The sequence below is a fragment of the Kribbella sp. NPDC048915 genome (genome assembly GCF_040649595.1).
GTDB lineage: Bacteria > Actinomycetota > Actinomycetes > Propionibacteriales > Kribbellaceae > Kribbella.
This window is the reverse complement of sequence record NZ_JBEZFT010000103.1, coordinates 1-23,738: the sequence shown is the minus strand read 5'-3', so window position 1 is coordinate 23,738 and position 23,738 is coordinate 1. Positions and strand designations below refer to the sequence as shown.

The window sequence follows — 23,738 nt, the reverse complement described above, 5'->3', positions numbered from 1 at the left end:
GGCTACCGCCGCACGGTGGGTTCACCCACCGTGTTGTGGGTTCCACACCCTTCACACGGGTCAGGAACCCACAACACCGTGGGTAAACCCACCGTGCGGGGACACGCGCCGCGTCCAGCACACGGTCCGCCCCTGGCGGCCATCGATGACACGTCCTCCGCCGGACACGGGCCCAGAAGAGCCGAAGTAGGGTTTCGTCAGGCGGCGGGCGTGCTCGCGCCCTGCCAGTGCACCGGACCGTCGGAGCCGGCCTCGTACTCCTCCAGCGGGACCTCGTCCGCGTGCCAGGCCGCCAGCACCGGCTCGACGATCTCCCAGCACCGCTCGGCCACGTCACCGCGGACCGAGAGCAGCGGGTCGCCGCGCAGGATCCCGTTCAGCACCTCGCCGTACGGCAGCACCGAGGACGACGGCAGCGTCGCGTCCAGGAACACCTGACCCATCGTGTACGGGCCGTCGACGCCGAGGGCGGGAACCGACAGCGACAGCTCCCCCGGATTGAGGCCGATTCGCAGCGTCTCGCCGTCCTTGGCGCCGTTGCCGACAGTCAGCCCGGACGGCAGGTGCCGCAGCGGTTTGAACTTGATCACGATCTCCTTGCGTGCCTCGCCGAGCGCCTTGCCCGACCGCAGCGTGAACGGCACGCCGGCCCAGCGGTTGTTGTCCACCTCGACCGTCACCTCAGCCAGCGTCTCGGTCTCCCGATCGCGATCCACGCCCGCTTCGTCGGCGTACGACGGAACGATCCGACCGTCCGCGACGCCGGCGGTGTACCGCGCCCGCCGGCTGGCCGCGATCGCGGAGCCGCCGAACAGGTGGGTGCTGCGCAGGGCGCGAGCCATCTCGCTGCGGACCTCGACCGCGTCCATCGTGGCCGGGGCGTCCATCGTGAGCAGCGCGAGGACGAGGAGCAGGTGGCTCTGGATCATGTCCACGAGCGCGCCCGCGTTGTCGTAGTACTGCGCGCGGCCCTCGAGACCGAGCGTCTCGTCGTACACGATCTCGACACTGTCGATGTGCTCGGCGTTCCACACCGGCTCGAAGAGGCGGTTCGCGAAGCGCAGGCCGATCAGGTTCAGCACGGCGGTGCGGCCGAGGAAGTGATCGACGCGGTGCACGTTCTCCTCGGGAACCAGGTCGCCGACGAGCTTGTTCAGCGCGGCCGCCGACGTGGCGTCGGTGCCGAACGGTTTCTCGAACGCGAGCTCGGTGCCGTCAGGCAGGTCGACGTCCTGCAGCCGCGTGACGATCTCGGTGGTGACGGCCGGCGGCAGCGAGAAGTACAGCACCGGCGCCGGGCCGGCGAGCTCGAGCAACGTGCGCAGATGGGCGACGTCGGTCGGGTCACCGGCGACGTACTGCGTGGTCGCGAGCGTCTCGGCCGCGACCCGGCCGAGCTCGCCGCTTCGGGGCGTGAACGCGGACCGGACCCGCTCCGTCCACTCGTCCGCCGCGAGCGGCGAACGGCCGGTGCCGATGATCCGCACGCTCGAGGCACGCGGTCCGGCGAGCAGACTGCCCAGACCGGGGAGCAGCAACCGGGAGCTCAGATCGCCGCTGGCACCGAAGATGACGACTGTTCTTTGTGTTGACACGCTCAGACGCAACCACGGGGACCGGACCAGCATTCCCGTCCGGGAGCACTGTCCGGCCGACTTAATGAACTACTGAACCTGGGTCGGATCCGGGTACGGCGTGTCCGGCAGGCCGAGGTTGCGCCAGACGAACCGCGGGATCCGGCCGAGGAACCCGCGCAGGTACTCCGAGCAGAACGCGACCGCAGGCTCGCTGTGCTCCCTGGGCGTGAACCAGGCCCAGTCCTCCTCGATCGTGAACGGTACGCCCCGCCGGGACAGCAGGTACTCCATCTGGCGCGGATGGATCACGTCGTAGGCGAATTTGAGGTCCGCCGCGAAGATCGCGAACCGCTCGTTGAATTCCTGGCTCTCGAAGCTGATGCCCTCGGAGAGCCCACGGTGCCCGACGGTCAGCCGGGGCATCCGGATCGGCAGCTGGAAACCCAGGATCGGTTCGGAGTGGTGCTCGACGACCGTCCGGGTGTGTGAGTTGCCGTCGCTGTCCCGGGAGGTCTCGGTCCGCTTGGTCTTCCAGTGGTGCTCGAATGCGACGAACGGCGGCCCATCGCCGTCCCGCCCGCGGACCACCTGCTCGGTGCGGTGGTCGTACCCCGAGCGATTGATCGGTGCGTAGTTCAGCACGGTGTCGTCGACGCCGAGCCAATACCACCCGGGGTGGTGGTAGAACCGCAGCCGCGGCTCCGGCTCCGGCTGGACCCGGTGATCGAGCGGTGCCGCATCGATCGCCGCCGCGATCGCGCCGACCTGGTCCAGCCATGGGCCGAGCTGGTCGACCTCCTGCCGCGGCGGGTCCAGCACGACGATCTGGTCGCCGTCGATGCTGAGGTTCACGCCGGGCTGACCGGCCGCCAGGGCAGTGAGCTGCCGACACACCTCCGGCGTCAGCACCTCCTGCGCGAACACCGGGTCCTGCGCGCCGACCTGCCAGCCCGGGCCGAGCTGCGGCGGAACGGCGACCGACTGCGCTAGCACGCCGTACCGCGGTCCGGTCTGACCGCCGGTGACCCACAGCTCGGGGAGCCGGCGCGACATCGTGACCATGCCGACCCACCCGGTCCAGTACCTCGTCGTGTACTCGATCACCTGGAATGCGCGGCCGGTCGCGGTCAGGCCGAGGATCTGGTCGTCGGCCTGCCGGGCGAACCCGAGGCCGAACGGTGGGTTGTTCAACCGCGCGACGCTCGCGAACGTCGGCGTGTTGACGAAGATCCAGCCACGCTGCCGGATCGAGCCGATGTACCGCTGCCGGCGGATGAGCGCGACGATGCCCACCCCGACCGCGGCGGCGACGATCAACAGGCCGCCGGCGACCCAGACGATCAGTGCACTCACGTAACTCTCCCCGTTCGGCTGCCTGCACGATAGCGCCGCGGCGGGATCAGGCGGTCGCAACTCCTGCTGGTACCTGGGTGAGCGCCGCCGGGAGCGGTTCGGCGTGGACGATCTGCAGCCGGCTGACGGCTCGGGTGAGGACGACGTACAAGCGGTGCAGGCCACGGGGCTCGGCGGCGACGATGTGGGCCGGCTCGGCGACCACCACCGCGTCGAACTCCAGACCCTTGGCCAGGGTCGCCGGGACACAGACCAGGCGCACGCTGTCGATCTCGTCCTCGGTCTCACCGAGCAACGCGGTGTCGAGCCCGGCCGCGGTGATCGCGTCGCGGAGCCCGGCCACCTGGTCGTCCGCCGCGATCAGCGCAACCGACCCTTCCCCGGCCAGCGCGGCCCGGCACTCGGCGACGACCTGCTCGGTGTACGTCGACGCGTCCGCGGAGACGATCCGCAGGGCGTCGGCGACGGTCCGGATGCCGCTCGGGGTGCTCAGCGTCGGCGCGATCTCGGGCAGCAGCCGCGCCGCGAAGTCGATGATCTGCGCCGGTACGCGGAACCCACGATCGAGCTCGGCCACCACGCCGTCGCTCTTGCCGAGATGACCGAGGACGCGATCCCAGGCGCCGGCCGCCCACGGCGTCGTCGCCTGCGCGAGGTCGCCCAGTACGGTCGCCGATCCGCTCCGGCAGCGCCGGCCGAGCGCGCGCAACTGCATCGCCGACAGGTCCTGCGCCTCGTCGAGAACCAGGTGACCGAGTGATCCGGTCCGCCGTTCGATCAGGTCCTCGAGTTCGTCGAGCAGGACCGTGTCCGCGAACGACCACTGCGCCGATTTCCAGGAGCGCGGCGGCTTCGGCCACAGCAACGCCGTCCGTTCGGCCTCGGTCACGTCGGGCGCCGCGGCGGCGAGGAAGTCGGCGTCGGCGAACAGCCGATGCAGGATCTGCTCGGGGACCACGCGCGGCCAGACCGCGTCGAGAACGGCCTTCACCGGCTTCGAGCGCGCGACCGCGTTCTGCACGCGGTCGTCGGGCGACTCGGCACGCTCCTCCATCCGCACCAGCACGACGTGCGCGATCCGCTGCGCCAGCGCGTTCCGGCCGGGCGCGTACCTCGTCGACTCGCGCAGATCCTGCACGATGTCGACGACCTCGTAATCGTGCACCCGGTACCGCCGCGATCCCTTGCTGTACAGCACGCCCTCGGTCGGCGTACCGACGTACGACCAGAGCGCGCGCCGCAGCACGCCGGCCATCCGCTCGTCGCCCTTCAGGGCCTCGGCTTCCGGAGTGTCGGTCGCCGTGGCCGGCCGGGTCAGTAGTTCGTCGATCGTGATCTGCCGGACGTCGACCTCGCCGAGCGCCGGGAGGACCTTGCGGATGTAGGACAGGAACGAGCGGTTCGGTCCGACGATCACGACGCCGCCGCGACCGAGGCGTTCGCGCTCGGTGTAGAGCAGGTACGCGACGCGGTGCAGACCGACCGCGGTCTTGCCGGTGCCGGGCGCGCCCTGGACGCAGACACTCGGATGCAGCGGCGCCCGGACCAGGTCGTCTTGCTCGGGCTGGATGGTCGCCACGATGTCGCGCATCGGTCCGGTGCGCGGGCGCTCGATCTCGGCGCGCAGGAACTCGTCGGCCTTGTCCACCTCGAGGCCGCCGGTCAGCGGCTCGTCCTCGAAGCCGGTCAGCTCGGCCGTGCCTTCGGGCGTGTCGGAGAAGCCGTACCGGCGGCGCATCAGCACCCGTCGCCGGTCGCTGCGGGTCGCGCGATAGAAGGGCACCGACACCGGCGCCCGCCAGTCGATCACCAGCGGTACGCCGGAGCCGTCGTGGACGTGACGGCGCCCGATGTAGATCTGGTCCAGGTCTTCGATCGTGCCGTGCTCGTAGTCGAGCCGGCCGAAGAACAGCGGTACGTCGGGCAGGTCCAGGAGCGCCTGCGTGCGCATCTCCTTGGCCCGCTGGTTGGCCTCGTTGGTGAAGCGTTCGTCGTTGTCCTCACCGCCGATGATCTGGACCTCACGGTCCACGACCTCGGCGTACATTCCGCGCAGGGCGGTGCGAGCGTGGGACAGATGGCTGCGTTCGGTTGCTAATTCCGGTTCGACCATGGTCGAAATGCCTCGAATCGTGAGCTGGGTCCCGCCCCGGAGCAGATCCATCCGGTTCGATTCGATCCCGAAAAGACAGATCGGCGACGCTACCAGTGCCACTCCACCCCCGCCACCCAATTTGCCCGGAGGATGGCCGGATCGGGTACGGCGTCGAGCGACCTGCTGTTTGTGCTCGAGGGCGAGGCGCCCCTGGTGATCAAGGTCAGCGGTAGGCGCGGGCCTGGAGTTCGAAGAGTTCGGCGTAGCGGCCGTCGGCGGCGAGCAGATCCTCATGGGTGCCGAACTCCTCGATCCGGCCGTTGTGCATGACCACGATCAGATCGGCCATCCGGACCGTGGAGAAGCGGTGTGAGACGAGGACGGTGATGCCGCCGGTCTCGGCCGCGGCGATCTTGGCGGCCCGGGCGTACTGCTCGTAGAGCCGGTGCTCGGCCTCCGGGTCGAGGGCCGCGGTCGGCTCGTCGAGCAACAGCAGCAGCGGCTTCTCGCGCATGAACGCCCGGGCCAGCGCGAGTCGCTGCCACTGGCCGCCGGACAATTCGACGCCGTCCTTGAACTTCTTGCCCAGCTGGGAATCCAGCCCGCGCGGCAGCCCCGCGACGACCGCCTCGGCGTCGCCGCGCGCGACGGCCGCACGGACGGCGTCCTCGTCATCGGCCCGCTCGACATCGCCGATCCCGACGACCTCGCGTGCGGTCAGCTCGAACTTCACGAAGTCCTGGAAGCCGGCCGACAGCTGCGACCGCCATTCGTCCGGCTGGATCGTCGCGAGGTCGACGCCGTCGACAAGGATGCGTCCGGACGTCGGGTCGTACATCCGCGCGAGCAGTTTGACCAGCGTGGTCTTGCCCGCGCCGTTCTCCCCCACCAGCGCGACGGCGGAGCCGGCCGGCACCTCGAGGTTGATGTCGCTGAGCACCGCGGTCTCCGAGCCCGGGTACGCGAACCCGACGTCGCGCAACTCGATCCCGTTGGTCAGTCGCTCGGGCGCAGGCGTCGTACTCGAGCGCCACGAGTTCTGCTTGGCGTACTCGCGCAGCCAGTCGTAGCGGCTGAAGCTGCGCACCACCTCGCCGACCCAGTACACGTTCTGCGCGATACCGCCGGTCATCTGGTCCACCTGCGGCGCGAGCAGTAGCACGAGGACGACGTCACCCGCACTCGCCTGCCCGTTGCGCGCACGGACGACCACCCACACGATCGCGGCGGCGTACACGATGCCGAACAGCAGCCGCACCGAGCCGTCGACCTTCGCGCTCCACCGGGCCGCCGCGACCCGGCGCGCGAACCGCTCGGTCTGCAGCGCGAAGATCCGGTCGAGCAACACCTTGCCGAGCCCGAACACCCGCAGCTCCAGCGCGGTCCGCGGATCCTTCGCGACCTCGATCAGCCGGTCGACCAGCCGCTCCTGCGGCATCGAGTCCTCCCAGGCCTTGTGCTGCCGGACGCTGCTCAGGTACGCCGACCAGATCCGCACCGCCCCGAGCAACGGGAGCGCAAGCAGCAGCGGATGCACCGACCCGAGCAACGTCAGGACGGTCGCCGTGTTCGTCACGGTGGCGAAGGCCCACAGCAGGACCTCGGCGCCGACACCCATCCGCCAGGCGCGCTCGCGCACCACCTCGAGCCGATCCGAGATGTCGGCCCGCTCGTGGTGCGTCAGGCCGGGGATACCGGTCGTCACGTCGAGCAGGTCGGCGTGCACCCGGCCGGCCATCCGCTCCTGTGCGGTGTCCTGCAGCGGCCAGCCGAGTCCGTCGGCCAGGAACGACACCGCCAGCGCGCCGACGATGATCGCGACGCCGAGGGCGATCGTGTTGGAGTTGTCCGCGGCGATGCCGTCGACCAGGCGACTCACGCCGTACGTCTGCGCCGGCGCGGTGATCGCTCGGGCCCCGGCCAGCACGGTCGAGATCGTCATCAGCCACGGCGCCGCGCGGAACGTCGTACTCAGCCACAGCCAGAGGATGCGCAGCGTGCGGGACTGATCAGGCATCAACGGCCTCCGGTCCGGTCACGTAACGCTCGGCCTGGAGGCGGAACATCGTCGCGTAGTCGCCGTTCTGGTCGAGCAGCTCCTCGTGGGTGCCGTCCTCGACGATCCGGCCGTCGGACAGGACGCAGATCCGGTCGGCGTTACGCACCACCGAGAACCGGTGCGAGATGATCAGCGACGCCACGCCAGAGGTCAGCTCGAGGTACCGCTCGACCAGCTCGGCCTCGGCGCGCACGTCGAGCGCGGCCGCGGGCTCGTCCAGTACGAGGACGCCTGCTCCCGCATGCACGGCGAACAGCGCGCGGGCGAGCGCGATGCGCTGCCACTCACCGCCGGACAGGTCGACACCGCCGTCGAACGTCTTGTCCAGCACGGTGTCCCAGCCCTTCGGCAGACCGCGGACCACGTCGTCGATGCCGGACTCGCGCGCGACCCTCGCCATCGTCAACTCGTCACCCGCGCGCTCGACCGCACCGAACGTCACGTTGTCGGTCACCGGCAGCGGGAAGCGCAGGAAGTCCTGCACGATCGCCGCCACTCGCCGCTGCCACGCCGCGAGATCCAGCTCGGCGAGGTCCACCCCGTCGACGAGAATCCGCCCACTGGTCGGCCGATACGCACCGCCGAGCAGCTTGACCAGCGTGGACTTGCCGGCACCGTTCACGCCGACCAGCGCGAGCGCCTCGCGCGCGTTGATCGTGAGGTCGAGGTCGCGCAGCACCGGCACGTCCGAGCCCGGGTAGTGGAACCCGACCTTCTCGAAGCGGATCTCGCGGGCCGGCATCGTCTCCACTCGGTGCACCGCCGTGGCGACCGGATCCGGATGGCGCTGCGCGATCGTCTCCGGCAGCTCACGCATCGCGCGGTACGCCGAGAGTCCGCGCCGGACCTGCACCACGCCGAAGCCGTTGTTCGCCTGGCCGATCGCGAGGATGGCCGGCAGCGTGGTCGCTACCTGGGTGAGCGGCAGCGAACCGTTCAGCGCAGCGCGGCCGACCGCGAGGATCGCGATACCGTTCGCCACCAGGTGGACGCCGCCGATCAGCAGCGACCATTTCGCGTTCTGCCGCCGCCGGGCCCACACCGGGCGGTAGCCGGCGGTCCATTCGCGGATGTACCGATCGACCAGCCAGGTGTGCAGGCCGAACACACGCAACTCCTTCGGGGCGTCCCGCATGCCGAGGTCGAACAGGTAGTTCGCGCGACGCTGCTCCTCGGTGTTGCCCCACCAGACGTCGACCTCCCGCTCGACGAGGCGCCCGCTGTACCACTCCAGGAGCAGGGTGACCGCGACGAGCATCAGGGCCACCCACCAGCGGAACATTGCGCCGACGATCACGGCGGAGCCGATCAGCGCGACGCGGCTGGCGAGCACCCAGGGCACCTGACTCAACCCGAGCGAGAGGTGGAACCCGCCCTTGCCCTTCGCGCGCTCCTGGACGTCGAGCACCTTCGGGTCCTCGAGGTGCTCGATCCGGCGCGGCGCGAGCAGCGGCTCGGTGATCCCCGTGCCGATCGCGCGCACCACCCCCGCGTCCATCGTCAAGAACGCGGCCTGGTGCAGCGCCGGCAGCGCACTGTTGAGCACGAAGACCACCAGCAACCCCGCGAGCAGCCAGGCGAACTCACCGATCGGCATCGCCCCGGGGCCGCCGTCGATCGCACCTGGAACCGCCCCGACGACACGGCCGGTCAGCAACGTGACCGCCATCCCCAGCAAGGCGCCGAGCACAGCCAGGCCGTTCGACAACAGGGTGCTCCCAGGTGCCACACGTACCCCATAGCGAAGCAGAGTCAGCACCCGACCGACCGTAGTCGCCCCCACCGACAAATTGCACGCGAGTTTCCGGCCAGGACCGCAAACGGCTCCTCGCAGCGGGCCTTCAGGAGTCGAGGCGAAGGCGCAGCAGCTCGGCCAGCGGCATGGATTCGCCGTCCCGGGCACCTTGGCCGACGACCAGCGGCGGGTCGGAGGGGTGAACCCGGATCCCGGCGACGCGGGACTTCAGGCTGGCCGGTACGCCGAGAATGTAGAAGTTGCCGTCGACGTCGACGGCCAGCGAGCGGTTGCGGCGCAGGTACCAGCCGGTGCGGCCGGTGCGGTAGCTGGCGTTCGACCCGACGACCTGGGCCCGCAGCGGTTCGGGCGGTACGCCGCGCTCGGTCATCGTCGCGACGAATCCCGCGAGCAGCTCCCGCGCCTGCGCCGTCTCCGCGGCCCGCTTGCGCTCCAGCGCGGCCGCGTGTTCGGCGGCCGCCTGCCGTCGTTCCTCCCGCCAGCTCGTCACCCCCTCACCCTACGGTCAGTCGACACACAGACAGAACGGGTGCCCGGCCGGATCCAGGAAGACGCGGAAGTCTGTTCCGGGCTGATGGTCGGGCTTGGTCGCGCCGATCGCCAGCACCTCCGGCTCGGCCGCGTCCAGATCCTCGACGATGACGTCGAGGTGCAACTGCTGCGGCACCTCCTGAGTCGGCCACGTCGGTGGCTTGAAATCCTGCACCTGCTGGAACGAGATGCAGTTGCTGCCGTCCGCCGGGCGGATGTCGACCCAATTGTCACGGCGGGCGTCCACCTTCCAGCCGAGCAACTCGGCGTAGAACTCCGCCAGGCGGGCGGGGTCCGGGCAGTCGAGCACGAAACTCGGGTACTTAGCGATAGCCATGACCCGCACCCTAGACCGCATTGCGGACGGTCTGCGTCCGGTTAGGTCGCAGAGTTTCCGGCCAAGGTCTGCCAGGCGCGATCGACGCCCGCGGCGAGGCAGCCGGCCACCACGGTCTCGGTCCCGAGCACACTCGCCTTGACCTCGGGCAGCACCGGCGCGAGCCGGCGCAGGTGCTTGGTGACCGCCTCGAGGAAGCCAGGCGCTTGCCCGATCCCGCCGCCCAGCACCACCAGCTCGGGATCGACGACCGTGATCACCGTGCACACCGCCTTCGCGACCAGCAACGCCTCCTCGTCCACCACCGCGACCGCCCGCGCATCCCCCCGGGCCGCCGCCGCGAACACCTTCTCCGCGGTCGTGGCGCCACGGACACCCGCCCGGCGCGCCGCCCGTACGACGGCAGCCGCCGAGGCCGACGCGTCGAACCCGCCCCGCTTGCGCGCGTCCCGCGCATCACTGCCGCTGCCTTCGGTGAACGGCAGGTACCCGATCTCCCCCGCGACGCCGTGCGCACCGTGCCGCAGCTTGCCGTCGAGGACGAGGCCCATCCCGATGCCGGTCCCGACACTGACGAACGCGAAGCTGTTCACGTCCCGGCCGTGGCCGTGCACGCGTTCGGCGATCGCGGCCGCGTCGATGTCGTTCTCGATCATCAGCGACGGGCCGAAACGTTCGCGCAGTGCTGCGAGGGTCGCCGGTGAGTCCCAGCCGGACAGCCGCCCGGTCAGCGTGAGCGCGTCGAGCTGTGGGTCGTAGACACCCGGACTGCCGAGCACGGTCTGCGTCAGTTGCGTGACCTCGATCCCCGCGTCGGCGGCGAGTGCCGCGCTCAGGTCGACGAGCGCCTGGATCCTCGCCATCGCGTCACCAGCCTTGGTGCGCACGCTGCGCCGGCTGCGAACCGAACCCGCCAGGTCGGCGATCCCGCCGCGCAAGTACTCGCGCCCGACGTCGAGACCCAGCACGAACCCGGCCTCGGGGCGCACCTCGTACAGACTCGCGGCCGGCCCGGGTACCCCGGTGCGCTGTCCGGTGACGTGGACGAGACCGGTCCGCTCCAGTGCGGCCAGTGTCGCGGACACGGTCGGCTTCGACAGACCGGTGCGGCCTGCCAGCTCGGTCCGCGACAACGGCCCCGACCGGCGGATGTGGTCGAGCAGCACCTGCTCGTTGATCTCGCGGATCAGCTGCGGGCGCGCGCCGCCGGCCATCACCGTCACGTCGTCCCCCTCGCTGCCGCGCACAACCCGGCCGTCCGCGCGGCCCAACTTCGGGCCAACAACTCTCGGCAATCCCTTGTGGACGGATTGGTTGTTAAGTTAGTTTCCTATCGATTCTATTGGCCGGCGCGAGGAGGTGCCACCCCCTGTGGCTGCGGCATCGGTCGTCCTCGGACTGGACTTCGGCGGGACGAAGATCGCCCTCGCGGTCGGTGACCTCACCGGTCGCCGGCTGGGCGAGTCGGTGATCGACAGCCGGACCGGATCGGGCAACGCCGCCGACGCGCTCGCCCGCAGCCTGTCGGCCGCGCACGACCTGCTCGCCGATGTGGCCCCCGGTCAGGACCTGGCCGGCATCGGCGCCGCCACGTTGGGGATCCCGTACGACGACCGCGTCGAACTCGCCCCGACGTTCCCCGGCTGGGGCGAACTGCCCTTCGGACGGCTCGTGCGGGAGGCCTTTCCCGGCGTCCCGGTCCGGCTGGCCACCGACGTGAAGGCAGCGGCCGCGGCCGAACTCCGGTGGGGTGCACTCGCCGGCGCCGACCCGGGCCTCTACGTCAACCTCGGTACGGGTCTCGCGATCGCGATCGTTGCCGGCGGCACCGTCATCACCGGCGCCCACGGCGCGTCCGGCGAGATCGGCTACAACGTGCGCTCCCCCGCCGACGTGTACGCCGGTGACGAGCGCACGATCCTCGAACACGTCGTCAGCGGTCAGGCGCTCGAGATCACCGGCACCGCCCGGCTCGGGCGACCGGTCACGGCCGCGGACGTCTTCACGACTGCGCGCACCCGGCCGGAGGCCGCCGTCCTGGCCGAAGAGTTCGTCCGGGAACTGGCGATGCACCTCGCCAACCTGGCGATCGCGGTCGATCCGTCCCGGATCGTCGTCGGCGGCGGCCTGGTCCGGTCCTGGGACCAGCTCGAACCCGGCCTGCGCCGCGCACTCGACGCAGCCGTCCCGTTCCCGCCGGAACTCGCGGCGGCACGGTTCCCCACGGACGCGCCGCTGATCGGCGCGCTCGCCCTCGGCGTCGAGGCGGCCGGAGCCGTCCTCGGCGCGGAAGCATTCGCATGAGCAGCATCCCGTAGCGAAAGGCAGAACTCGATGAGGGGCATCACACGCATCGCCGTCGCCGCCCTGGCGGTCGGCGCACTCACCGCCGGGTGCGGCGGTGGCGACAAGCCGATCGGGAGCGCGGCGTCGTCGTCGAACCCGTCGTCGTCGAGCGGCGCCACGGGGGCCGGCGGCGAACACAAGAAGGGCGGCACCGTCACGATCGCCAACGTCGGCGGGCAGACCTGGCCGTGCCAGTTCAACCCGTTCAACCCGGCGGTCAACCAGGTCGCGCTCGGCTTCGTGTACGAGCCGCTGACGTTCGTCAACGTGCTGAAGGCCGGGACGACGACGCCGATGCTGGCCACCGCGTTCACCTGGTCGCCGAAGAAGGACTCGATCGTCTTCACGATCCGCGACGGCGTGAAGTGGAGCGACGGGCAGCCGTTCAGCGCCGAGGACGTCGTCTACACCTTCACCCGGATGAAGGAACAGCCCGCGCTGGACCTGTACTCGCTGTGGACCGGCGCCGGCCTGACCAGCGTCACCGCGGCCGGCAACAAGGTCACGTTCACGTTCAAGAGCGCAGCCGAACCGTACTTCTTCAACTTCGCCGGCCAGGTCGGGATCGTCCCGAAGCACATCTGGTCAACCGGCGAGGCAGCGTCGAAGCCGGCCACCTGGACGAACCCGAAGCCGGTCGGCACCGGCCCGTTCACGGTCGAGTCGTGCAGCGGCAACAACATCTCGTACGTCGCCAACGGCAACTACTGGCAGCCGGGCAAGCCGTACGTCCAGAAGGTGCAGTACCCGGCGTACCTGGACAACAACCCGGCCAACCTCGACCTGGCCAGCGGCAAGGCGCAGTGGGGCGGCCAGTACATCCCGAACATCGACAACTTCTACAAGTCGAAGTCGCCGGAGAACAACTACTGGTTCCCGCCGACCGCGAACGTCGCACTGGTCCCGAACAACGACCCGTCCCGCCCGGCGACCAGCAAACTGGCCGTCCGGCAGGCGATCGCGTACGCGCTCGACCGCGAGCAGATCTCGAAGATCGGTGAGAGCGGGTACCAGCCGGCCGCGAACCAGACCGGTGTCGTGACGCCGACCTTCGACAAGTACTTCGACAAGGACGCCCTGACCGCGGCCGGCTACGACAAGCCGAACCCGGACAAGGCCAAGCAGTTGCTGCAGAGCGCGGGGTACTCGGAGTCCAACCCGCTGAAGCTCGACGTCATCACGGTCACCGGCTACACCGACTGGGACGCGTCGCTGGCGGTCGTCAAGCAGCAGCTCGCCAAGGTCGGGATCGAGCTGAGCGTGCAGGACCTGCAGCAGCAGTCGTACAACCAGAAGCTGTACACCGGCGACTACGACCTCGCGTACTCCAGTCTGTCCGGCGGACCGACGCCGTACTACGAGCTGCGGCAGCTGCTGTATTCGAAGAACTCGGCGCCGATCGGCAAGCAGGCGAACAGCAACTACTCGCGCTACAACAACCCCGAGGTGGACAAGCTGTTCGACCAGTACGCCGCCGCGGACCCGGACACCCAGGTCAAGCTGATCAAGCAGATCTCGTCGTACATGATCAAGGACGTCCCGATCATCCCGACGACGGAGTCGGTCGACTGGTACCAGTACAACACCAAGGACCTCGAGGGCTGGCCGACGCAGGACAACCCGTACGCGCAGCCCGCGCCGTACAACATCCCCGATGTCGGTCAGGTGCTGACCAACCTGTACTCCAAGTCCGCCCAGAAGTAAGAGCACAGAAGTAGCGCGCCGGAAGTGAGGACTGTGAGCGTGAGCACGAGGAGCTGGTGGGCGTGCGATACCTGATCCGACGACTCGGATTCTTCGTGCTCACGCTGTGGGCGGCGATGACGCTGAACTTCTTCATCCCGCGGATGATGCCCGGCAGTCCCGAGGAGGCGTTGCGGCAGCGGCTCAGCAAGGGCGGCTCGGTGGTGACCGCCGAGCAGTTGCGCACGGTGCTGGCCGAGTTCGGCTTCGACCCGGACAAGAACATCCTGCTGCAGTACGGCGAGTACCTGAAGGCGATGGTCACCGGGCACTGGGGTGTCTCGATCGGCAGCAGTCTCGGCGTCCCGGTGACCACGCTGATCGGCGACGCGTTGCCGTGGACGCTCGGCCTGGTCGGGATCTCGACGGTGCTCGCGTTCGCCCTCGGGACCCTGATCGGCACCGTCGCCGGCTGGCGCCGCGGCGGTCTGATCGACGGCATCGTGCCGCCGGTGTTCATCGTCACCTCGGCGCTGCCGTACTTCTGGGTGGCGCTGCTGCTGATCTCGCTGTTCGCGATCGGCAGCAACCCGATCCTGCCGAACGACTTCAACTACGACCAGAGCCTGACGCCGGGCTTCACCGGTGAGTTCGTGCTGAGCGTGATCAAGCACGGCATCCTGCCGGCCGCGACGATCCTGATCACCGCTGTCGGCGGCTGGATCCTCACCATGCGGAACAACATGGTGACCACGCTGGCCGAGGACTACGTCCGGATGGCGCGCGCGAAGGGCATCCCTGGACGCAAGATCATGTTCGGGTACGCCGGCCGGAACGCCGTGTTGCCGAACCTGTCCGGGTTCGCGATGTCGCTCGGCTTCGTGATCTCCGGGACGATCCTGGTCGAGTACGTCTTCAACTACCCCGGCCTCGGCTACATGTTCTACAACGCGACGGTCAGTACGGACTATCCGTTGCTGCAGGCCCTTTTCCTCCTGGTCACGCTGGCGGTGCTGATCTGTGTCCTGCTCTGCGACTTCGCGGTCTTCCTGCTCGACCCCCGAGCCCGGACGAAGGGGTAGCTGATGAGTGCTGTTGTCGCGGGTGCTTCGGCTCCGGTCGCAGGCGCGACTCGCCGTCCGCGTGGCGGTCTGTTCCGTGCCATTCTGCGGAATCGCAAGGCGATGGTCGGCGCGGCGTTGCTGCTGCTGTTCGTCCTGCTGGCCGCCTTCCCGGGGTTGTTCGTGCCGGGTGCGCATCATGATCCGCAGGCGATCGGTGAACTTCCGCTGCAGAAACCGTCCGGCAGCCACTGGCTCGGGACGACGGGTCTCGGGCAGGACGTTTACGCGCAGCTGATCTACAGCACGCGCGAATCGCTGCTGATCGCGCTCGTCGCGGGCGCCGGCGCCACGTTGCTCTCGGTCCTCATCGGCGTCTCCGCAGCGTATCTCGGCGGCTTCGCGGACGACGGATTGTCGATGCTCACCGACATCTTCCTGGTGCTCCCGACGTTCCCGCTGATCATCGTGCTGGCGACGTACGCCGGTAAAGGCAACCTGACCGTGATCATCATCGTGCTGATCCTGACCGGGTGGTCGTACGGCGCGCGCCAGATGCGGGCGCAGGCGCTGTCGCTGCGCAACCGCGACTTCCTCGAGTCGGCGCGGGTCCGCGGCGAACGACGCTCGTACATCATCGTGGTCGAGGTGCTGCCGACGATGATCTCGCTGATCGTCGCGAACTTCCTCGGCGCCGCGCTGTACTCGGTACTGACCGCGGCCGGCCTGCAGTTCCTCGGGCTCGGCGATCCCAACTCGCTGAGCTGGGGCACGATGCTCTACTGGGCGCAGAACCAGGGCGCCCTGGTGAACGGCCTGCCCGCGTGGGCGCTCTCGCCGGGGCTGGCGGTCGCGCTGCTCGGCGTGTCCTTCGCCCTGCTCAACTACGCGTTCGACGAGATCAGTAATCCCGCGCTGCGGCCGGTTCGGAGGCGACGTGCCAAGTCCTGACGGTGGAGCACTGCTCGAGGTCCGCGACCTGACAGTCTCGTACGACACCGGCGAGCGGCCGGTGGTCGCAGTCGACCATGTCGATCTCGACGTCCACGCCGGCGAGTTCGTCGGCGTCGTCGGCGAGTCGGGCTGCGGCAAGTCGACGTTGTTGTTCGCGATCGCGCAACTACTGTCGTCACCGGCCGCGATCACCGGCGGCAGCGTGACGTTCCAGGGGCAGAACCTGGTGACGATGAGCGAGAAGAAGCTGGCCGCGCTGCGCTGGCGGGACTTCTCGGTCGTGATGCAGAGCGCGATGAACGCCCTCAACCCGGTGAAGAGCATCGGGGCCCAGTTCGCCGATGCGATCGCGGCGCACGACGAGAAGGTCGACGCCGACCGCCCGGCCGAGGTCCTGCGGCTGGTCGGGATCGACCCGATCCACCTACGCAGCTATCCGCATCAGCTCAGCGGCGGGATGCGGCAGCGGGCGATGATCGCGATGGCACTGCTGTTCACGCCGGACCTGATCATCATGGACGAACCGACATCGGCTCTCGATGTGGTCGCGCAGCGGTCGCTGATGGTGCAGATCAAGGAGTTGCAGAAGCAGCTCGGGTTCGCGGTCATCTTCGTCACCCACGACATGTCGCTGGTCAGTCACTTTTCCGACAAGCTCGTGGTGATGTACGCCGGCCAGGTCGTCGAGTACGGCGACACGCGGGCGGTGTTCGATGCACCGCAGCACCCGTACAGCGCCGGTCTGCTCGACGCCTTCCCGTCGATCCGCGGCCCGAAGGTGCCGTTGACCGGTATCCCCGGCAGCCCGCCGAACCTCGCGTCCCCGCCACCGGGTTGCCGCTTCGAGCCGCGCTGTCCGAAGGCCTTCTCGGACTGCTCCCAAGTCGTGCCCTCGTTGTACCCGGCGGGCACCGGCGCGGCTCGTTGCCTGTTGCACGCACCTGATCTCGTTTCCCGGGAGGCGCAGTGACTGCCGTGGACGTTCCTGCGCCGGAGACTTCCCCGGCGGACGCTCCGTTGCTCGAGGCAAAAGGTCTGACCCGGCACTTCCGGGTCGGCCGGGGATTCTCGCGGCAGGCGCTGCACGCTGTCGACGACGTGAACTTCTCGATCGGGCGGCAGGAGATCGTCGCGCTCGCCGGTGAGAGCGGGAGCGGTAAGAGCACGATCGCGCGGCTGCTCGCGGGCGTCTACCGGCCGACCGCGGGCGAGATCTTCTACCAGGGGCGGGCGATGTCGACGTACCGTTCCCGCAAGGACCAGCTGACGTACCGCAGCGACGTACCGATGGTGTTCCAGGATCCGTTCAGCTCGCTGAACCCGGCGTTCCGGGTGTCGCACGGCGTACTGCGCTCGCTGAAGCTGCACCGGCCGGAGTTGGACCGGCAGCAGCGGTACACCGAAGCGGAACGCGTCATCGAGGCGGTCGGCCTGTCCCCCGCCGCGGACATCATGAACCGGTACCCGTACGAGCTGAGCGGTGGCCAACGGCAACGGATCGGCTTCGCGCAGGCACTCGCCCACAAGCCGAAACTGATCCTCGCCGACGAGCCGGTGTCGATGCTCGACGTGTCGATCCGGATCGGCCTGCTGAACCTGATGGCCGAACTGCGCAGCACCGAAGGCGTCTCGTTCCTCTACATCACCCACGACATCGCCAGCGCCCGGTACGTCGCCGACCGGCTGATGATCATGTACGCCGGCCACGTCGTCGAAGCGGGCCCCACCGAGTCGGTGCTGCAGAACCCGAAGCACCCGTACACCGACCTGCTGCTCGGCGCCGTCCCCGACCCGCGCGCGCCGTTGTCCACAGGCCTCGAAAGCGACACCGGCGAACCACCGAAGGTCATCGACCCCACCCCCGGCTGCCGCTTCCGCGACCGCTGCCCGCTCGCCATCGACCGCTGCCACACCGAAACCCCGGTCCTCCGTACGTTGGCCGCGAACCACACGGCCGCCTGCCACGTCGCCACTCCAGACCCTTCCTGATGGAAGTGCTCGTCCCTCACCTCGGCTTCGGTACGGCGCCTGGGCGGGCTGTCCTGGTCGCGGGTTCCGGCGATGTAACGCTGATGCGACCCGGCCTCGAACCACTGCGGTTGGAGGCTGGGCCGGTCTTGCGGACGCCCGGCTGGAGTGTTCCGGCGTACCGGCGTGTTCTGCTGCCCGACGAGCTCGTGGCCGGGACCTACAGCGTGCGGTCGGTCTCGTTCGCAGTTGAGGCGTCCAGGCTGCAGCGGCTGACGATGCCGGACGTCCTGGCGTATTTCAAAGCAATGCGTTCGAGCGGGGAGATCGACCGGAAGGACCGGGCGGCCCAGTTGTGGGGTGACACGTCAGGGGCGACGGTCGACGCGCGTGGCGGATGGCTGGACGCCAGTGGTGACACGAGCAAGTTCTTGTCGCATCTGACGTACACATCGACGATGAGCCCGCAACAGATACCGTTGTGTGCGTGGGCGATGTTCGCTGCCCGGGACGCGATCGCCGCGCAGCATCCCTCGCTGGTTAAGCTCCTCGGTTCTCGGCTGCGGGACGAGGGCTTGCACGGGGCTGACTTCCTGGTCCGGTTCCGGTCACCTTCCGGCTACTTCTACACCGGCATTTTCGACGCTTTGACCAAGTCGCTGGACGAGCGATTCGTCACCGCACCGCTTCAGGACTCTGTTCGCACGTCGCGCTATCAGGCCGCCTACCGGCACGGCGCCGGGCTGGCGATCGCTGCTTGGCGCGAGCCTCCTTCGCGGACGCGGACGGCGATTTCAGCCGGTCGACGTACCTGCGGACGGCGTACGAGGCCTTTGCGCACTTGGAGGTGCACAACCGCTCGTACCTCTTCGACGGAATCGAGTCGGTGGTCGACGATTACTGCGCTCTGCTGGGCACGACCGAGCTTGCTGCAGCGCTCCGCAGTTCTCGCCGTACGGGCAATTGGCTTGTCGAGGCTGCCAACGCGGCTTGGCGGCGGGCTGACTCGCTGGTGTCGCGGTACGTCCAGCCGAGCGACGGCGGACCCGGGTGGTTCCGCGCCGACGAGGCGGGGCGTCCGTTTGTCCATGCCGTCGAGCCGGGCCTCCCGATCCTCGCATTGCTGCGGTTCGCCGAGGTGTTCCCGGCCAGCCGGCAGGCCGCGCGCGCTCGTCGTACCGCACTCCGCGCGATGCTCGACGTACTCGACCGCACGGCCGCCGTACCGAACCCCTTCAACTACCCGCGCAACGCCCTCGGCCAGTTCTTCTTCCCGCACGAGAACGAGACCGGCTACTGGTGGCAAGGCGAAAACGCCGCCATCGCCTCCCTCGCCGCAGCCGCCAACACCTGCGCCGGCCTGTCCGAGGTCAGTACTACGGACCGAGACCGACTGACCACCTTCGCCGGAGACCAACTGGCCTGGATCCTCGGCCGCAACCCGTACGACACCTGCATGCTCCAGGGCCGCGGCCGCAACAACCCCGAGTACCACTCCGACTTCCCCAACCTCCCCGGCGGCATCGTCAACGGCATCACCTCCGGCTGGACCGACGAACGCGACCTCGCCTTCCTCCCACCCGACGCCGCAGCGGGCGAGGAGTGGCGCTGGTCGGAACAATGGATCCCGCACACGGCTTGGTACCTGCTGGCCACCGCCACCCACCGCAGCTAGCGGATGCGCCTGTCGTCGATGGTTGCCCGGCGAACGGCAATGCTGTCTGGGAGTCGCGCTTGCAGAGTCGTGCGAGGACACTAGGCGAGGCCATGACAGGCTGAGCCGCACGGCCACGCCGCCGGGATCGACCAAGACCTCACTGCGACAGCGGCTACTCCACCGAGGCACTTTAGTTGCTCTCGGCAATGTCCCCTCGCGCGCTGAACTGCGGGCAATCTGTGGATGGCTCGTTCGGCTCTGGTGACCGATCCGTGGGTGGGTCCGGGTGACCGAGTCGGCGGCTTCGCTGGGCGACTGCGCGCGTTCGCGCACGGTGGGTTCACCCACCGTGTTGTGGGTTCCTGACCCGTGTGAAGGGTGCGGAACCCACAACACCATGGGTGAACCCACCGCATGGCGGAATCCGGAAATCCGGAAACACCTACGACCACACGGCACCTCCCACCCGCCACCCCGCCACGGCACGGCGCCACGGCACGGCGCCGCGCCGCGCCGCACCGTCACCGCGTGCCGCACCATCACCACGCCGCACCATCACCGCGTGCCGCACCATCACCGCGCGCCGCACCATCACCACGCCGCACCATCACCGCGTGCCGCACCATCACCGCGCGCCGCACCATCACCACGCCGCACCATCACCGCGCGCCGCACCATCACCGCGCGCCGCACCATCACCGCGCGCCGCACCATCACCGCGCGCCGCACCGTCACCAGGCCGCACCATCACCGCGTGCCGCACCATCACCGCGTGCCGCACTATCACCGCGCGCCGCACCGTCACCAGGCCGCACCATCACCGCTGACTAGGTCACCGACGGCTGATCCACAGCACGGCATACGAGTGGATAACCGGCTCTTGTGACCGATCCGTGCGGGTCCGGGTGCCCGAGTCGGCACCTGCGCTGGGCGACCGCACGGCGGAAGCCTGGAAGCTCTACGACCACAGCGCGCCTCCGCGCCGCGCCCTCGCCCCGCGCCTCCGCGCACCGTCACCGCGCCGCACCCTCGCCCCGCGCCTCCGCGCACCGTCACCGCGCGCCGAACACCGCCAACCAGACCGCCGCCCGGCTGATCCACCGCCGGCTGATCCGCGGCACGGCAGACGAGTGGATAACCCCGCGAATTGGGGTTCTTCGTCGGTATACCAGCAGAGAACCCCCAACTGGCGGGGTTAACCGTTCGTATGAGGCTGGCTGTGGTTGGCTGCGCCGGTCGGCGTGCGGGCTGAAGTCGGGGGCTTGAACAGGTTGTGGTGGGTGTGGAGTGGCTATTGCTTGTTCAAGGTCCCGGGATGGGGTGCACCGTCCCAGGATGGGGTGCACGGTCCCGGGCGGGTGTCCAGGGTCCCGGGCGGGTGTCCAGGGTCCCGGGCGGGTGTGCACGGTCCCGGGTGGGTATGCAGGGTCCCCGGGTGGGTGTGCAGGGTCCCGGGCGGGTGTCCACGGTCCCGGGCGGGTGTCCACGGTCCCGGGCGGGTGTCCAGGGTCCCGGGCGGGTGTGCCTCGTCCCGGGCGGGTGTGCACCGTCACCGGCAGGTGTGCACCGTCCCCGGCAGCTGTGCACCCATCCCGGATGGGGTTCGCGGCCCCGGTAGGGCTTGTGGGGCCTCGGCTCCGGAGAGGCGCGTGGTCGTACGGCGCGGGCACCGGCTCGGTCACTGCGACCCACCCACGGATCAGTCACTGGAGCCTCTTTTCCTTGTTTTGCGGGGCTTTCGGCGTCAGAAACTGTCGGAGGGGGTCTCTAGAGTTTGGAATATGGATCGAGCGCCCGAGGTGATGAGTGATCGCGAGCTGGTGCGCGCGCTCGACCGGGCCGACTACGAGCTTGCCGCGCTGGAGACGCACCGGCTGCGTTTGATCGCGGCGCTGGATTCGTCGGGGTACGCCGAGAATGCCGGCGCCCGCGACACTGCGGAGTACTTGGAGTACCGGTACTGCCAAGACCGCTTCCGAGCCCGTCGCGATGTGCAACTCGCCCGTGCCCTCCCCAAGTACCCGGCTGTCGCTGCCGCCCTCCCGGACCTTGCCGACCTTGCCGACCTTGCCGACCTTGCCGTCCTGGTTGACGAGGCGGATGTTGCTGGTGCGGACTCTGCTGACGCGACCCACGCCGATGACGTGGCCAACGACACCAGCGTGACTGATGGTGAGACCCGGCCGGGGGTGGCGTTGCGGCCAGCGCAGGCCGAAGCGATCGTGACCGCCCTGGAGAAGGTGCCGACCCGGATCCCGGTCGCCGACATCGAGGTCGCCGAGCAGGAACTGGTCGCCCTCGGCCGGCGGTTGCCCCCGGCCGAGCTGCGCAAGGCCGCCGACCAGGCCCGCGACATCCTCGACACCGACGGCCCCGAACCCGAGGAACACAAGGCCTACGCCCGCGAGAAGCTCACCCTGCGTTCGGCCGACCGCGGCGTGAAGTTCAGCGGATATCTGGCCAACGAGAACGCCGAACTGTTTCGCACCCTCATCCACGCCGCCTCCAGGCCCTACAAGACCATCGACGGCCAACCCGACCCACGCTCCATCGAGAAACGCCAGGCCGACGCCCTCACCACCACCCTCACCCTCGCCGCCACCGCCCTGGACACCGGCACCCCGTCCCCCACCCGCCCGCGTCCCACCAATCCTGAACCGGCCGACGCTGGACCCGCGGACCCTGGACCGGCCGAGTCTGAACCGGCCAAGTCCGAACCGGCCGAGTCTGGACCGGCCGGGGACGAGGCTTCCGGGCCCGCGGGCACCGGTGCACCGAACTCGCCCACTCCGAACTCGCCCACCCCGGACGCTCCCGCGCGCGGTGAGACAGTGCCCGGGTTCGGGGCGAAGGTGAACCTGACCGTCACCATCGACTGGCAAGACCTCAAGGCCGCGACCGCCGACGCCATCGGCCACACCGTGTACTGCAACGGCTTGTCCGCCGCCACGATCCGGCGCCTGGCCTGCGACGCCGCCGTCATCCCGATCGTGCTCGGCTCGAACTCCGAACCGCTCGACGTCGGCCGCCGCGAACGCCTCGTCACCACCCCCATGCGCAAGGCTCTCAACACCCGCGACCGTGGCTGCGTCGTCTGCGGAGCCCCACCCGTCATGTGCGAAGCCCACCATCTGATCTCTTGGATCGACGGCGGCGCGACCAAGGTCTCGAACCTGGTCCTGCTCTGCCGACGTCACCACACCGAGCTCCACAAAGGCCACTGGAATATCACCATCACCGACGGGCAAGTCAACGTCACGCGCCCCACCTGGGCCGACGCCCTGCCACCCCCACCCGACCCACCACCCCACAACCCGGAAGCCCCCACCGATCGCACTCCGCGGCCGGCCAGCCCCGCACGCCCACCCAAGCGCGCACGAACAGACGACGCCGACGTCGGCCAACAACCGGTCGGCCACCCGCCGCATGTTCGCGCGACTTCTCACCGAGAAGCAGAGACCCGGCACACACCAGAGAGCAGGTGGGATGCGCCCGAACAAAGTACGAGTGCGCCGGAGGACGACGTACGGTCGGCGCCTGCCCGTGAGCGTGACCTCGAAGCGCCGCAGGACGAGAAGGCCCGGCTCGACGCGATCTACCTCGCGATCTGGGGTGAGCCACGCCCGGCACAAATCCGTACGAAGCCGGACGACGCTCAGTTCGACCCGTGGAGCGATCCCGAGGACGCGGCGGACCTGACCCCGGCTGCGCCCGATCCTCCCTGACGATCACACGATCCGGGGCGCCGGGCTCGTACCGGCGGTGGCTGGACTCACCGCTCAACGGCGCACGCCGGCACAGTCGCGCCGGCGCGGATCAGGTCAACAACACCGCACAGCACGAACAACCTCACCATGGTCGCCGGATGGGCGCACGGCTCATCGGCCTACGCCGACGCGGCCAGGCTGTCGGAACACGTCCGCGACACACAGCACGGGCAGTGTCGCCTCCTTGGTACGGCCCGGGTGCACCGGCACACATCCATGGGCGCTGGTTGGTCGGGGTCAGTGCCGCGGTCAGGACGGGCGGGATGCTCTGCTTTCCTCGATCCGGCCCGGCGTGATGTCGATGATCACCTCGACCTGCTCGCCGCGTCACCCGGCTTGTCGGGCACGCCGACCACCGTGGCGACGTACCCGTGCGTTGGGCAGTTGCGCGTTGCAGTTTCAACGTCCCTCGGAAGCGACGTGGGGAGGATGAGCGCGCTACCCGTTCGACCGATCGGGAACCGCAGACGCCGACGACCTCAACCCACGCCCGACCCCACCACGCCCGACCCCACCACGCCCGACCCCACCACGCCCGACCCCACCACGCCCGACCCCACCACGCCCGACCCCACCACGCCCGACCCCACCACG

Annotated in this window: 17 protein-coding genes; 8 read left to right on the top strand and 9 right to left on the bottom strand. The window is 69.4% G+C overall.

Annotated features, from left to right (window positions below; all coding sequences use genetic code 11):
- Positions 1-197: 197 nt before the first annotated feature.
- The 8 genes from AB0B82_RS32200 to AB0B82_RS32165 form a co-directional block, all read right to left on the bottom strand.
- Entirely contained in the window at positions 198-1,595 is a 1,398-nt protein-coding gene (locus tag AB0B82_RS32200) for a glucose-6-phosphate dehydrogenase (protein ID WP_360177205.1), read from the bottom strand.
- Between the two features lie 69 nt (positions 1,596-1,664).
- Positions 1,665-2,930, bottom strand: a complete 1,266-nt coding sequence (locus AB0B82_RS32195; RefSeq protein WP_360177202.1) for a hypothetical protein — start codon at positions 2,928-2,930, stop codon at positions 1,665-1,667.
- Positions 2,931-2,976: 46 nt separating this feature from the next.
- Positions 2,977-5,094 carry an AAA family ATPase gene (locus AB0B82_RS32190; protein ID WP_360177199.1) on the bottom strand — a complete coding sequence of 706 codons (2,118 nt, stop codon included), beginning with the start codon at positions 5,092-5,094 and terminating at the stop codon, positions 2,977-2,979.
- A 154-nt stretch (positions 5,095-5,248) separates the two neighbouring features.
- The gene (locus AB0B82_RS32185; protein ID WP_360177196.1) at positions 5,249-7,042 is read right to left on the bottom strand and encodes an ABC transporter ATP-binding protein; all 1,794 of its coding nucleotides are present in this window, start codon (positions 7,040-7,042) and stop codon (positions 5,249-5,251) included.
- Complete coding sequence (locus AB0B82_RS32180) at positions 7,035-8,792, bottom strand: ABC transporter ATP-binding protein (RefSeq protein ID WP_360177193.1); 1,758 nt, start codon at positions 8,790-8,792, stop codon at positions 7,035-7,037. The genes AB0B82_RS32185 and AB0B82_RS32180 overlap by 8 nt, the downstream gene beginning before the upstream one ends.
- A gap of 133 nt (positions 8,793-8,925) precedes the next feature.
- On the bottom strand, positions 8,926-9,330 hold the full coding sequence (locus tag AB0B82_RS32175; protein ID WP_360177190.1) for a hypothetical protein: 405 nt from the start codon (positions 9,328-9,330) through the stop codon (positions 8,926-8,928).
- A 15-nt stretch (positions 9,331-9,345) separates the two neighbouring features.
- On the bottom strand, positions 9,346-9,708 hold the full coding sequence (locus AB0B82_RS32170; protein ID WP_360177187.1) for a VOC family protein: 363 nt from the start codon (positions 9,706-9,708) through the stop codon (positions 9,346-9,348).
- Positions 9,709-9,749: 41 nt separating this feature from the next.
- Complete coding sequence (locus AB0B82_RS32165; protein WP_360177208.1) at positions 9,750-10,922, bottom strand: ROK family transcriptional regulator; 1,173 nt, start codon at positions 10,920-10,922, stop codon at positions 9,750-9,752.
- A 157-nt stretch (positions 10,923-11,079) separates the two neighbouring features.
- Here AB0B82_RS32165 and AB0B82_RS32160 point away from each other — a divergent pair, with 157 nt between their 5' ends.
- From AB0B82_RS32160 to AB0B82_RS32130, 7 genes are all read left to right on the top strand, one after another.
- The gene (locus AB0B82_RS32160) at positions 11,080-12,012 is read left to right on the top strand and encodes an ROK family protein (protein ID WP_360177184.1); all 933 of its coding nucleotides are present in this window, start codon (positions 11,080-11,082) and stop codon (positions 12,010-12,012) included.
- Positions 12,013-12,042: 30 nt separating this feature from the next.
- Positions 12,043-13,758: an ABC transporter substrate-binding protein gene (locus tag AB0B82_RS32155; RefSeq protein WP_360177181.1), complete on the top strand. Its 1,716-nt coding sequence runs from the start codon at positions 12,043-12,045 to the stop codon at positions 13,756-13,758.
- A gap of 62 nt (positions 13,759-13,820) precedes the next feature.
- Positions 13,821-14,819, top strand: a complete 999-nt coding sequence (locus AB0B82_RS32150) for an ABC transporter permease (RefSeq protein WP_360177178.1) — start codon at positions 13,821-13,823, stop codon at positions 14,817-14,819.
- Positions 14,820-14,822: 3 nt separating this feature from the next.
- Complete coding sequence (locus tag AB0B82_RS32145) at positions 14,823-15,749, top strand: ABC transporter permease (protein ID WP_360177175.1); 927 nt, start codon at positions 14,823-14,825, stop codon at positions 15,747-15,749.
- A complete protein-coding gene (locus AB0B82_RS32140; RefSeq protein WP_360177172.1) occupies positions 15,736-16,722 on the top strand; it encodes an ABC transporter ATP-binding protein in 987 nt (328 codons plus the stop codon). Before AB0B82_RS32145 ends, AB0B82_RS32140 begins: the two co-directional genes overlap by 14 nt.
- Positions 16,719-17,741, top strand: a complete 1,023-nt coding sequence (locus AB0B82_RS32135; RefSeq protein ID WP_360177169.1) for an ABC transporter ATP-binding protein — start codon at positions 16,719-16,721, stop codon at positions 17,739-17,741. Before AB0B82_RS32140 ends, AB0B82_RS32135 begins: the two co-directional genes overlap by 4 nt.
- Before the next feature lie 736 nt (positions 17,742-18,477).
- Positions 18,478-19,395 carry a glycoside hydrolase family 9 protein gene (locus AB0B82_RS32130; protein ID WP_360177166.1) on the top strand — a complete coding sequence of 306 codons (918 nt, stop codon included), beginning with the start codon at positions 18,478-18,480 and terminating at the stop codon, positions 19,393-19,395.
- Between the two features lie 573 nt (positions 19,396-19,968).
- Here AB0B82_RS32130 and AB0B82_RS32125 read toward each other — a convergent pair.
- Positions 19,969-20,112 carry a hypothetical protein gene (locus AB0B82_RS32125; RefSeq protein ID WP_360177163.1) on the bottom strand — a complete coding sequence of 48 codons (144 nt, stop codon included), beginning with the start codon at positions 20,110-20,112 and terminating at the stop codon, positions 19,969-19,971.
- 914 nt (positions 20,113-21,026) lie between these two features.
- Between AB0B82_RS32125 and AB0B82_RS32120 the strand changes: the two genes are divergently transcribed.
- Positions 21,027-23,102, top strand: coding sequence for a DUF222 domain-containing protein (locus AB0B82_RS32120; RefSeq protein WP_360177160.1), 2,076 nt, complete (start codon positions 21,027-21,029; stop codon positions 23,100-23,102).
- The last annotated feature ends 636 nt before the right edge of the window (positions 23,103-23,738 follow it).

What these genes read in the sequence shown, in the direction of transcription:
- AB0B82_RS32165 (WP_360177208.1), bottom strand. Translation starts at nt 10,922, where the DNA reads ATGGCCGGCGGCGCGCGCCCGCAGCTGATCCGCGAGATCAACGAGCAG.
- AB0B82_RS32155 (WP_360177181.1), top strand. Translation starts at nt 12,043, where the DNA reads ATGAGGGGCATCACACGCATCGCCGTCGCCGCCCTGGCGGTCGGCGCA.
- AB0B82_RS32185 (WP_360177196.1), bottom strand. Translation starts at nt 7,042, where the DNA reads ATGCCTGATCAGTCCCGCACGCTGCGCATCCTCTGGCTGTGGCTGAGT.
- AB0B82_RS32190 (WP_360177199.1), bottom strand. Translation starts at nt 5,094, where the DNA reads ATGGATCTGCTCCGGGGCGGGACCCAGCTCACGATTCGAGGCATTTCG.
- AB0B82_RS32145 (WP_360177175.1), top strand. Translation starts at nt 14,823, where the DNA reads ATGAGTGCTGTTGTCGCGGGTGCTTCGGCTCCGGTCGCAGGCGCGACT.
- AB0B82_RS32170 (WP_360177187.1), bottom strand. Translation starts at nt 9,708, where the DNA reads ATGGCTATCGCTAAGTACCCGAGTTTCGTGCTCGACTGCCCGGACCCC.